The organism is Micromonospora inositola, assembly GCF_900090285.1.
Classification (GTDB): Bacteria; Actinomycetota; Actinomycetes; order Mycobacteriales; family Micromonosporaceae; genus Micromonospora; species Micromonospora inositola.
Window position 1 is genome coordinate 6,443,839 of sequence record NZ_LT607754.1, and the last position, 11,864, is coordinate 6,455,702.

11 protein-coding genes are annotated in these 11,864 nt (G+C 66.8%); 7 read left to right on the forward strand and 4 right to left on the reverse strand.

Translation table 11 applies throughout. The annotated features are described in order from the left end of the window. Positions 1 to 256: 256 nt before the first annotated feature. Positions 257 to 1,240 carry an ArsR/SmtB family transcription factor gene (locus GA0070613_RS34240; protein WP_089015455.1) on the reverse strand — a complete coding sequence of 328 codons (984 nt, stop codon included), beginning with the start codon at positions 1,238 to 1,240 and terminating at the stop codon, positions 257 to 259. A 133-nt stretch (positions 1,241 to 1,373) separates the two neighbouring features. Between GA0070613_RS34240 and GA0070613_RS30590 the strand changes: the two genes are divergently transcribed. Beyond that, complete coding sequence (locus GA0070613_RS30590) at positions 1,374 to 1,886, forward strand: tetratricopeptide repeat protein (protein ID WP_231929583.1); 513 nt, start codon at positions 1,374 to 1,376, stop codon at positions 1,884 to 1,886. Positions 1,887 to 2,153: 267 nt separating this feature from the next. Here the strand turns inward: GA0070613_RS30590 and GA0070613_RS30595 are convergent, their stop codons facing one another. Beyond that, a complete protein-coding gene (locus GA0070613_RS30595) occupies positions 2,154 to 3,128 on the reverse strand; it encodes a GlxA family transcriptional regulator (RefSeq protein WP_231929584.1) in 975 nt (324 codons plus the stop codon). 544 nt (positions 3,129 to 3,672) lie between these two features. Between GA0070613_RS30595 and GA0070613_RS30600 the strand changes: the two genes are divergently transcribed. The 3 genes from GA0070613_RS30600 (at position 3,673) to GA0070613_RS30610 (ending at position 7,260) form a co-directional block, all read left to right on the forward strand. Continuing rightward, complete coding sequence (locus GA0070613_RS30600) at positions 3,673 to 4,311, forward strand: HD domain-containing protein (protein ID WP_089015458.1); 639 nt, start codon at positions 3,673 to 3,675, stop codon at positions 4,309 to 4,311. A gap of 146 nt (positions 4,312 to 4,457) precedes the next feature. Next, positions 4,458 to 5,396: an NADP-dependent oxidoreductase gene (locus GA0070613_RS30605; RefSeq protein WP_089015459.1), complete on the forward strand. Its 939-nt coding sequence runs from the start codon at positions 4,458 to 4,460 to the stop codon at positions 5,394 to 5,396. A gap of 187 nt (positions 5,397 to 5,583) precedes the next feature. Beyond that, positions 5,584 to 7,260, forward strand: a complete 1,677-nt coding sequence (locus GA0070613_RS30610; RefSeq protein ID WP_089016294.1) for an esterase/lipase family protein — start codon at positions 5,584 to 5,586, stop codon at positions 7,258 to 7,260. A gap of 121 nt (positions 7,261 to 7,381) precedes the next feature. On the opposite strand, the gene GA0070613_RS30615 is transcribed toward GA0070613_RS30610, so the two are convergent. Continuing rightward, on the reverse strand, positions 7,382 to 8,095 hold the full coding sequence (locus GA0070613_RS30615) for an IS6 family transposase (RefSeq protein WP_089016295.1): 714 nt from the start codon (positions 8,093 to 8,095) through the stop codon (positions 7,382 to 7,384). A gap of 865 nt (positions 8,096 to 8,960) precedes the next feature. After that, positions 8,961 to 9,605, reverse strand: coding sequence for a TetR/AcrR family transcriptional regulator (locus GA0070613_RS30620; protein WP_089015460.1), 645 nt, complete (start codon positions 9,603 to 9,605; stop codon positions 8,961 to 8,963). Between the two features lie 262 nt (positions 9,606 to 9,867). Here GA0070613_RS30620 and GA0070613_RS30625 point away from each other — a divergent pair, with 262 nt between their 5' ends. The 3 genes from GA0070613_RS30625 to GA0070613_RS30635 all read left to right on the forward strand — a co-directional run bounded on the left by GA0070613_RS30625 (position 9,868) and on the right by GA0070613_RS30635 (position 11,622). Then, positions 9,868 to 10,410: a carboxymuconolactone decarboxylase family protein gene (locus GA0070613_RS30625; RefSeq protein WP_089015461.1), complete on the forward strand. Its 543-nt coding sequence runs from the start codon at positions 9,868 to 9,870 to the stop codon at positions 10,408 to 10,410. Positions 10,411 to 10,453: 43 nt separating this feature from the next. Next, on the forward strand, positions 10,454 to 11,104 hold the full coding sequence (locus GA0070613_RS30630) for a nitroreductase family protein (protein WP_089015462.1): 651 nt from the start codon (positions 10,454 to 10,456) through the stop codon (positions 11,102 to 11,104). A 122-nt stretch (positions 11,105 to 11,226) separates the two neighbouring features. Beyond that, entirely contained in the window at positions 11,227 to 11,622 is a 396-nt protein-coding gene (locus tag GA0070613_RS30635; protein ID WP_197699016.1) for an MmcQ/YjbR family DNA-binding protein, read from the forward strand. Positions 11,623 to 11,864: the final 242 nt, after the last annotated feature.

The window sequence follows — 11,864 nt, forward strand, 5'->3', positions numbered from 1 at the left end:
TGGGCGCAGTTCAAGGCCGTTCAGGGCACCCTGTTGCTCCCAATCTGCTCCCCCGGTCCTGGGTTCGCACCGGCCCGCTGTGGCACTGATGGTCTGGGCGCGCGGGACCCGGATGATGTCGTGTACTGGGCGAATGGCCTTCGCTGCCGAGGGCCAGTGACAGCAAGCCCAAGGATTCCCGACCTGCTTTCACAGCCCGTCGGTCCTACTGGAGCGCTCACGGTCACCGCGCCTTGTCAGCGGCAGATGTGGGTGCTCAAGACCGCCGGTCGACCGCGGCGGTGCCCAGCGCCGAACGCCGGTAGCGGATCTCGTGCCGGTGGCGTTCGCCGATGATGAACCCGGCGTCGCGCAGCACCGTCAGGTGTTCCGAGACGGTGGCCGGGGCGAGAGCGTGCCGGTGGACGAGCGTGGTCGTCGTCGCGGGTTCGGTCAGCCCGATCAGCAGCGCGGCCCGGGTCCGCCCGATCAGGCGACCCAGTGCGGCGTCGGGCGTGCCGCTGAGCTGCTGCCAGAGTGTGCCGGATCCGCGGACGGGATAGATCACGGTGGGCTGCCACGGCTCGTCCATCACCACAACCACCTGGTCCCACTTGAACGCGCTGGGCATCAGGACGAGTCCTGCACCGGCGAGGTCGCGGTGGTCGTCGTCGCCGTACTCGCGGATGAGCGTGTTGTCGTGCCAGCGCAGGGTGGGATGCAGTTCCGCGAAGAGCCGGTCGAGGCCACCCTCCGCGAGCCGCCTGGTCTGAAAGCCCACGTCGGCGTCGAGCAGGGCACGCACGCGGGGCCAGCTGGGTTCGACGAGCTGTTGCCACGCGGTACGGATCAGGCCGGTCAGCGTCGCGAGGACCTCGACGGGATCGCCGAGCAGGTATCGGCCGATCTCGCTGTCGGCCGCACCCGGGGTGTCGTGCAGGGATCGGGCGATCTCGGCGGCGACCTGGCTGGGCGGGGTGTCTGCGATCCGGGCCAGATCGTCCTCGAAGGTTGCGAGCGGCCCGGCTGGGGGCGGGGCCAGGAAGTCCGGGGTGTAGCCGCGTCGGGGCTGCAGCAGGGTGATCGGCCGCAGGTCGATTCCGGCGACCTGGCCGGCGACCGTGTCCAGCCAGCGCCGGTGCTGCCCGGGGGACTCCGCCGGCAGGGTGAGCCGGATCGCCGACAGCGTCTCGAAGGCCGGCGAGATTGCGAAGCGGCAGCGCAGCAGGTCGGCGGTGCTGAATCGGAGGGTTGCCGCGATGGCTGGCTCCTCCCCGCAGAGTCTGAGAGATTCGGTTGTAACCGAATCAGTGGTTCGAGTCTAGCGACTCTCCCAGGATGGGCGGGCGCGAGCCGACCGGCCGCCCGCAACGAGGGAGATCACCATGCATGACGTGACCAGCCAGAGCGAGATCAGCGCCGACTGGGAGCGGCGGGTCGCCGAGGCGTGGGCGACGATGGACAGCTTCGCCGAGGACGACTTCGTCAGTCGGATCGGCGAGCTCGCCGCTGAACTACCCGCCGACAGCGCGGTCGGCCTGTTCGAGCGCGCCTGCGCGTGGGACTCGACCGGGCACTCCGATCTGGCTGTCCCGCTCTACCGGCAGGCACTGCAGGCTGGGCTCACCGGGCTGCGGCGGCGCCGGACGATCATCCAGATGTCCAGCTCGCTGCGCAACCTCGGTCGCGCCGGGGAGAGCGTGGCGCTCCTGACGGCCGAACGGGACGCCGGTAGCGACGAGCTCGACGACGCGGTCGCGGGGTTCCTGGCTCTGGCGCTGGTCGACGTCGGGCGCGACCGGGAGGCCGTCGCGCTGGCGCTGGGCGCACTCGCCCCGCACCTGGCGCGTTACCAGCGGTCGATGGGCAATTATGCCCGGCTGCTCGTCGAGGGGGACCCGGCGTAGCTGCACGGATGCGGCAGCTGACTGACCGTACACATCCTCATCTCGGCTAGATGAGGACACCTCCGCTGCGAAGGACACCCACGAACCGTGACGCCTTCGGGTCCGCCGAAGAGATCACCATGCAGGAAGCGCTGGTCATGACGTTGCGGGTGGGATCCGAGTCGCAGATGGCGGGACCAGCAAACGGCTTCGGCGGAGCCGCCAATACCGCGCCCAGATCTGCCACTACCAGCGAAGACACCAGCTCCCTCAACTGCAATTGGAGTACTAACCCGCGTTGGCGCGGCGGGCCGTGCTGAACCGGCGTTGGTAGGCGGCGGGGCTGGTCGACAGCTTCCTGGCGAAAACCCGTCGCATGCTTTCGTAGCTGGGGAACCCGGCGAGGGTCGCGGCCTGCGTCGCGGTGTGTCCTTGGTCGAGCAGTGCCCTGGCCATGTCGAATCGGATGTTTTCAACGTAGCGGGCCGGTGTCGTGGACAGCTCGTCGTGGAAAAGCCGGGTGAGGTGCCGGGTGCTCACGTTGAGGTGTTTCGCGAGTTCACCGAGCGAGTGGTCCCCGCGGGGGTTCGCCGTCACCAAGTCGGTGATTTTGCGGAGAGCCGGCGAGCGGGGCGGCGGTCCTTGCAGCGGTGCCGAGAACTGGGACTGGCCGCCCGCACGCTGCATGTACACCACCAAGGCGCGTGCGACGTCGCGCGCCAGGTCGGGCCCGTGGTCGTCTTCGACGAGAGCGAGCGCCAGATCGATACCGGCCGTCACCCCTGCCGACGTGTACGTGGTGCCATCGCGAACGTAGATCGCGTCGGGCTCGACGCGGCACGTCGGATACCGGGCGGCAAGCTCGTGCGCGACCTGCCAGTGCGTGGTCGCGCGCTTGCCGTCGAGGACGCCGGCGGCGGCGAGGACGAACGCCCCGGTGCAGATCGACGCGACCCGGCCGGCCACAGCCGCCGGTATCCGTGCGGCGTCCGCCAGGTCGGCGGGGACACGGGCGCGCGGATAGAGGTCGGACCCGGCCACCAGTAACGTGTCGAAAGCCGGCTCCGAGGAGACGGCGCCGTCGACCGCGATCCGGACCCCGAGGTTCGACGTGACGTCCGCACCGGCCGGCGACAGCAGCACGATCCGGTAGTCGGCACCGAACCGGTTCGCCTCCTTGAACACCTCCGCGGGACCGGCGACGTCCAGCAACGTCACTCCGTCGTAGACGAAGATCGCGACGCGATGGGCGCCAGCGTTCACCACTCCGGTCCCTTCGGAGCCGGATCCGCGCGGTGAGCGGCCGGACCCCGGCGGCACTGACCGCCGTTGGGTCGGCGAAACAGGAGGCATGGACACCGTTTATTGGTAGCACGCCATTACCGGAGATGACGCGGATCCTCGTGGGCGGGGTTGCTCACGTTACGACTATTGCATGTAAACGAACTCTCCGTGATCTTCGGCTGATTACGGGCACAGCGGTTTTGTTCAAGAAACGCCGGAGCCGTTGCAAAGGCTGGTCTACGAAATCCTCGTGCCGCAACCGATGCCCGGTTGACTCACGCGATGAACCCGACACCAGGCGTCGCGTGGAACGGGCCGTGACGGACGACGCGAAGTCGCAGGCCACGCGCTGGACCCGGCTGCGGGACGTGGTGCCGCGCTTGGTGGAGCACACGACTGCGATTTCGCCCTGTCCGGATATAAGTGATTCCTGGCCGGACGAAGGCGGCGCCGTACGACGATCGGTGGGCAGCATGTAGGTCGGAAACACGGCCCGCACACATTTCCCGGAAGGTCAGAGATCATGCCAGAGGTCATCGCGGGGTTGGAGATTCCTGAGACAGCGGCGGTCGCCGAAGCGACCAGGCGCATCCAGGAGACGACCAGCCCCCTCATCTACCACCACTCCCGACGGGTCTTCTTCTTCAGCCTGATTCACGCTCACAAGCTTGGCGTGAAACCGGACCCGGAGCTGCTCTATCTGGCGGCCATGTTCCACGACACCGGCCTCCTGACTCCCTTTTCCGACGTCGAGCAGCGCTTCGAAGTCGATGGCGCCGACCACGCGCGCAAGTTCCTCCTGGACCGGGGATTCTCGACGGCCGCCGCCGAGACCGTTTGGACGGCGATCGCGCTGCACACCACGCCGGGCATCCCCGACCGGATGGCCCCGGAAATCGCGACCACGTACCTCGGTGTCTTGACCGACGTGCTCGGCTTCGGCCTAGACGGACTGGAACACGATCAGCTGGGCGAAATCCTCGCCGTCCATCCACGAGGGGACTTCAAGAACGAGTTTCTGCGAGCCTACGTCGACGGGCTGAAGAACCGCCCCGAAACCACGAACGGCACCGTGAACTCCGACGTGCTCGAACACTTCATCCCCGGCTTCCAGCGCGTGACGACGGTCGAGCGCATCGTCGGTTCGCCCTGGCCTAGCTGATTGGACCCAGGCTCACCAGCGCACCGACGACGGGCGATCCGCGACCTCCGCGGCCGGGGCCGGCACCACGCGCGCCACGAGCGGACCCCGTGCTGAGCCCCCACAACCACCCCATACCGACGAACTTTCTTGGAAAGGATTCGAGCATGCGAGCGATCACCGTGCGAGACCGTGACGCGGGTGTCAGCGGGCTCACCCCGACCGACATGCCTTACCCCCACGCTGCGGAAAACGACGTCATCGTGCGCGTGCACGCCGCAGGCTTCACCCCCGGAGAGCTTGACTGGCCGGGAACGTGGTCCGATCGCGCCGGTCGCGACCGGACACCCAGCATCCCCGGGCACGAGCTGTCCGGAGTTGTGGTCGAGCTCGGCTACGGAACCACCGGCCTCACCGTGGGCCAGCGGGTGTTCGGACTGACCGACTGGACCCGCAACGGATCCCTGGCCGAATACACCGCGGTGGAGGCTCGCAACCTCGCCCCCCTCGCGGCCGACATCGACCACACCGTGGCCGCCGCGCTGCCCATTTCCGGACTGACCGCATGGCAGGGACTGTTCGACCACGCCCACCTCACGACCGGCCAGACCGTCCTCATTCACGGCGCCGCGGGCGGCGTCGGCTCGATCGCCGTTCAACTCGCGCGGGAGGTGGGCGCCCGCGTGATCGGCACCGGCCGAGCCGACGACCGTGATGTCGCGCTCGGCCTCGGCGCGCAGACCTTCCTCGACCTGGACGCCGACGATTTGCAGCACGTCGGCGAGGTGGACGTGGTGTTCGACGCCATCGGCGGCGACATCCTCGAGCGATCGACCGACCTGGTACGCCCGGGCGGCACCCTCGTCACCATCGCCATGCCACCTACCGTGCAGCCCAAGGACGGGCGAGCCATCTTCTTCGTCGTCGAACCTGATCGCGCCCGTCTGACCGACCTCGCCCAGCGCCTCCGGACCGGACGGCTCAACCCCATCGTCGGCGCCGTGCGACCGCTTTCCGAAACGGCCTCCGCGTTCGCCCGCCACCGCCGCACGCCCGGCAAGACGATCATTCAGGTCGCGGAAGAACAAGGAACGCAGCACTCGTGATCAGTGTGCGAATGCCAGCGGCGTGCTGATCGCCGGCACGGCTGCCGCGGTCGTCGGATGCGCCCCTGCGACCGAGCAACACGCTCCGGGCGTGGACACACGACCCTAACTACAAACTGCAGAACTCGGGGAAAATCGGGCGCCGCATTGCGCATTCTTCAGCATCCGGTGGGTAGCGCCGGCAATGATGGAACGGGTGATCCGAACTTGGGGGACTTTCGCGACGCAGTCCAGGTCAGGGCGGCTGCTCCTGCTGGTCGTTTTGTGCGCGGTGCCACCCGGGGTAGAGGCCGCTCTGGTGCGTCAGTCGGGCCTCACCGCCACCGTTAACATCTCCCCGCAGGCCAGCGCACTCTGGCCGTACGGCACGTTCCACGACCTGCGCTGGGTGCTGGTGTATCACCGATCTTGGGCCGGGTTTGTCGGCGAGTCGATAGCCGCGATCGTGATGCGTGGGCTGTTCTGCACCGTGTTGATCGCCCTGGCCTGGCCGTCGAACATGCCGCGGCCGTCGCTGCCGCGGCTGGCCGCCCGCAATGTGGGGTTCGCGGCCCTGGTCGGGGCAGTACTCTCTCCGTGGGCGGCACTGTCGGTCGTCGTCGCGGCCGTCTCGTTGACCTGGTTTCTGTTCGGCGAAATTGCTCCGATGCTGATTCTGGCACCGTTCCTGCAGCGGGGCGGGATCGTTCGGGGCTGGTGGCGCGGCCTGCCACCGGCCGGCACGGTCGCGTTGTCCGTCCTCAACTTCGTCACCCTGACTGCGGGCAGCGCGCTGGTCGCGGTCGTTCCGGGAGGCTGGAGGATCGCGGCGGCTGCACTCGCTGGAGGGGCCAACGGAATCCTGTGGGAACGCGCGGTGCGTATCGTGCTGGCGCACGAGACGGTACGGTGGCGAAGGACCCCGATCACCCCGATCGCCTTCGCCGTCGTCATCGGACCGATGTTCACCATCGGCAGCATTGCCCGACCGGGCATTGACCAGAGCCCGAGCGAGCCGCCTGCGCTCGCCAAGGTGGAGGCTCGGACGAAGCGTCCCGTGATCTTCCTGGCCGGTTACGACTCACATTACGGCGGGCAGCCCAGCGGCTTCACCCCGCCGATCATGCGGTACTCCTACAATGGCCTGGACCCGAACGGCCGGCCAAGGCCCTACAACGCGCTCGCCACGCACCAGTCATTGGTTACCAGCGCCCAACTGCTCGCCGTTCAGGTGGACCAGGTCCACCGCCGTACCGGTCAGAAAGTGGCGCTGCTAGCCGATAGCGAAGGCACACTCATCACCCGCTACTACCTGACGACGATGCCGCACCCGCACATCGACATGGTCGTAATGGTCAGCCCGCTGCTGCGCTCGGGAAGGATTTACTACCCGCCCCCACAGGCAAACACGGGCTGGGGAATCGCCACCGGCTGGCAATTGCGGGCCATCTTCGCCGCCCTCGGCGCGGTCGGGGATCGACCGAACAGCCCCGATCAGCCATTCATCCGATCATTCATGGACAACGCGCCGCTGTTTCGCGGAAAGCAGGTGATCTGCCCGATCGAGGGAGTCCAGATGATCGCCTTCGTGCCGACCCTCGATGCCGCCACGAACCCGCCCGGACTCCAAACCGAGACTCCGGTGGTACACGTGCCCGGCCTCCATGGTCTGCGGCTCAACGACCCCGTTACCCAACAGCGGGTGATCAGCTTTCTCAACGACGGACAGCGGCATGAGCACCGCCGGTGGGACTATTCGGTCCTCCAGCGGGCGGGCGGGGCCTGGCAAGCACCGGCGCTGAAGGTAGCGCTGAACCCGGTATGGCATACCGTTGCCGGCCGGTCAACCCGCAACTACGAGGCAGACGTATGCCTTCAGCCCTGAGGACATCCGGGCGAGAAGAGGCACTGATCCTGCCGCTCGACCGATGGCTCACGCAGGAACTCTCACGGTGCCGTTGCATTATCTGATCGGGAGACGCGGCACGCCCGGGTCGGGTCCGCGGTCAGATCACCCGGGCGAGTTCACTGAACGCCGAAACGACTCGGAGCTTGGGCTGACTGTCGAGCCCGAGTTCGTAGTGTCCGCGGCGGACATTCTGCATGAACGCGTGTCCGGCGATGATCACCTGTGCCGTTGGGTCGGTCCGGAGCCCACGCATCGGTCGTAACCGGTGCTTGAGCTGGCTGTGATCGGCCTCGATCGGATTGTTCGCGTGCCGCTCGACATGGTGCCAGGCCGAGGGGATCAGGTCGTCGAGCACAGCGGGGTAGACCGGGGCGGCGTCGGTGACCACCTCGCTGGGCGTCACCTTCAGCATCCGCAATGCCCGCTGGAAGAACCGCCGGGCCGCGGCGGCATCACGGCGGGCCGAGACGAGCACGTCGATGACCTGCCCGTGCTGGTCGACCGCCCGGTAGACGTACCGCCAAACCCCGTTGACCTTCACGTACGTCTCGTCGACGAACCACCGGTCACCAGGCGAGTGGCGAGCGAACCGGGCGGCGTCGGCCAGCAGCGGGGTGAACCGTTGCACCCACCGGAACACGGTGACGTGGTCGACCTCGACACCGCGCTCAGCCAGGAGTTCCCCCACGTCCCGGTAGGACAGGTTGTAACGCAAGTACCAGCGCACCGCGACGACGATCACCTCTGCGGGAAACCGGAACCCGGTGAACGCCGACTTCCGAGGCGACCAGGGACGACCAGGACTCGACAGCTGCACCCGTCAAACCTGCCTCGATCCCAGGACACGGGCAATGCAACAGACCCAGCAGCCGTGCCAGCCGAACCGAGCCGAGAAGCGCGCCAGCAGGCCGTATGACCTCGCATCAAGACCGATCCGACCCGCTCGCCGAGAGTTCACACCGAAGAGGTCACTGGTTCGATCCCAGTATCGCCCACCATAGATACATGCAGGTAGGAAGCCCGTCGCCGGAACCACCGGTAACGGGCTTCTCCCCTGTTGCCCCTTAAATTGGGAGCAGTTTGGGAGCAGGGGCGTTGTTGATGCCGAATCCCGTCCACCGGCCACCAGCAGGCAGGCGGGGTGGGCCTGCTGGTGGAGCGACGAAGGCCGCCACTGCCGGGAAGATCGGGAACGCGAGCTCGCAGGGCTCCTGGCTCAAATGTGGACTCGCTGTGGATCGAGAAGAAGTCGCCACTGGGGAGGCGCGTTCAATCGGCCTCCCCGTTTACCTGCGTTGGGAAGCCTCGGGGGATGCTCGATCAGGGCGTCGGCGCTGGCCTGCTCTACCTTGCGGCCACATAGGGCCCGTCGACCTCGCTATCGAGTGGCGACAGTGTGTCTCACCCGACGGCACCGAGCGTAAGTGGCATGCGCCCTTCTGGAAGATTCTCGATCTAGGCAACCCAGATCATTCCAGGTAGGACGGCACCTCCTTCACGTCAGGGCCGGCAATCAGCCATCACGTCGAGCCCATGAGTTCGTGAGGCTGGATGTCGGCGAGCCGTCCGGTTCTGCTAACAGAGCGGACGCCCTTTCGCGTCGCCCGACGTGGTCGTCTTACCAGCTCGCCAGACCTTCTTCCGCGCTCCGACACCCGAGGCTCGGATGCGCCGCGTCAGCCCATGTGCTGGTCGTCAGACGTCACGAACGTCCGCAGATGGTCAACCGCCGCAGAGAGCGCGTCCTGCAGGGGGCCGATGTCCCGGGCGACCTGAGCGAGGAGCATGCCGCCTTGATACGCCGCGAGGAACATGTCGGCGAGCCGCGCGGGGTCGGCGGACGCGTCGATGCGGCCGAGTTGCCGCATGCGATCGAGCCCGACGCGGAATATCTCGCGCCACTGCGCGAACACCTCCGCGAGCCGGTCGTGCACGTCGAGATCGGTCTTGACGATCTCGCTCGCGAGCGAGCCGAGGCTGCAGCCGTCCTCGAACGGACGCCCCGAGAGGACGTAGAAGTCCGTCCAGTCCTGGAACGCCTCGACGGTGTCGAAGCTGGCAAACCGTTCGCTGCGATGGAAGCCGAGGACGCTGTCGGCATGCCAGTCGATGACCGCCAGGACGAGGCTCTCCTTGGTGGGGAAGTAGTGACTCAGCTGCGATCCACTCACGCCTGCAGCGCGGCGGACGAGCTCGTTGTTGGTTGCGTGGACCCCTTTGCCGTAGATCAACGCGGCCGCGTGCTCCAGTATTCGCTCGCGCGTGGCCTGGCCCTTGGGAGTGAGCTTCTGGGCTGCATCCGCCCCGTTGTTCACCTGCATGTCATCAACATAACACAAACTGGGCTTGGCAACCCATTTTTGATGGTGTTCACTCAAGCGAGTGGACGAAATCGTCCAGTAACGTCACGCGGAGGTTCATCACCATGTCTCGCCTGACCGCTCCCGCGCCCGCCGACATCCCCGCTGTTCACCTGCATGTCATCAACGTAACACAAACTGGGCTTGACAGCCCATTTTCGATGGTGTTCACTCAAGCGAGTGGACGAAATCGTCCAGTAACGTCACGCGGAGGTTCATCGCCATGTCTCGCCTGACCGCTCCCGCGCCCGCCGACATCGACGCGAAGACGCAGGGCGCCCTCGACGCCATCGCGAAGCAGTTCGGCTTCGCGCCCAGCATGTTCACCACGCTCGCCGCGAACCCGACCGTGCTCGAGATCGTGATGGGCCTGCAGGGCAGCATCGCGAAGCTCCTGGACGCGAAGACGCGCCACACGATCGCCCTCGCGGTCTCCCAGTCGAACGGCTGCCACTACTGCCAGGCACTCCACGGTTTCATCTCGTCGAACCTCGGCGGTATGTCGGCGGAGGAGATTGAGCTCGCCCGCACGGGCACGTCCAGCGACCCGAAGCGCGCCGCCGTCGCGAAGTTCGCGCAGCACGTGATCGAGACGCGTGGCCAGGTCAGCGACGAGGACCTCGCAGCGATCCGCGAGGTCGGGTATATCGACCCGGAGATCCAGGCGATCGTCACGATCGTGGTCGTCACCCTGCTCACGAACTACCTCAACAACGTCAGCGACGCCGTCGTCGACGTCCCCGGCGCCGACCACCAGTCGGCCTGACTTTCCTCTCCACCCGCCGTTCAAACGAAAAGAAAGCGCGACGTTGAATCTCGACAAGCTGATCACGAAGCACCTCACCCGCTACTTCGACCCGAGCAAGAGGATCCCGGAGGAGACGTTCCAGCAGCTGCTGCGTTACCTGCGCACCTCGCCGACGACGATCAACATCCAGCCGAACCGTTTCCACGTGCTGGAGACGCAGGATGGCAAGGACAAGCTCGCGGACGCACTGGTCGGCCGCTTCGCGGACAACGCGGAGAAGGTGCGCAACGCGTCGCACGCCATCATCTTCACGACGCGCAAGGACATCCCCGACACGCACCTGCAGGAGATCTTCGAGAAGGAGCGCGCCGACAGGCGCTTCGCCGACCCGGAGATCCAGAAGGGATGGGAGGCGGGCGCCTCCAACTTCGTGGAGATCCAGACAAAGAACTATGGCGGGAACGTGCTCCACTGGCTTGAGAAGAACACCTACCTCGTCGTCGGCGCCACGATGATGGCCGCCGCATCCCTCGGGGTGGACGCGACGCCGATGGAGGGCTTCGACCGCACGACCGTGGACGCGGCCTTCGACCTGACCGACACCGACTACACGACCACGCTGCTTCTGGTGCTCGGCTACCCCGACGAGGCTCGGGTCTCCCGCCAGCCGGTCTCGCGGTTCGACGCGGAGAAGATCTTCACGCACATGTGACGGACGGGGCGGACATCGGACCGCGGTGCCGGCCCCGTTCACTTCGACTCGGTTGCCCGACGTCCGCACCTCCTCGACGGACGCAGGGCAATCGACCCCCTAAGGACTTCGAGGAGGTCAAGATGCAGATGGATAAGGCAGTGCAGGATCGAGCCGCGGCCCGCGCCGCCGAGCTTCCCGGCTCCGAGCACACACACCAGTTCACCGGCGACTGGGAGGTATGGAAAGTCGGCGGCAAGGTGTTCATGCTGCAGACGTCCATGCCCGGCGAGCCCGTCGTGATCCTGAAAGCGGATCCATCCGACGCGGAGGCGCTCCGCGCAGCTCACGCGAGCATCTCGCCCGGCTACCACATGAACAAGAAGCACTGGATCACGGTGCGGGCGGGTGCGGACGTCGAGCCCGCGCTTGTCGACAATCTCGTGACCGAGTCGTACCTCCTCGTCGTCGCCGGCCTGCCGAAGCAGAGCCGACCCGTCAATCCCGCTTCGTTCCGCGTCCCGCCCTCCGCCGACTGATCACGCTGACGCCGACCGCGCCCAGAGCGCTGTTGCCCCTCATCCGAGCAGCGCCCGCACCGGCGCATGGCGCCCTTACGTGGCCGGCCGCAACGACGAGGACCTCACCGTCGGCGTCCTCATCGATGCACACGTCCTCGACGACCGCCCGATCGAACCCCACCTGCCGATGAAATACCCTGGTCAAACGCACGCCGTGTTCCGATCTTCGGTGCCTGACCTTCGACAAGCCAGAAACCTAT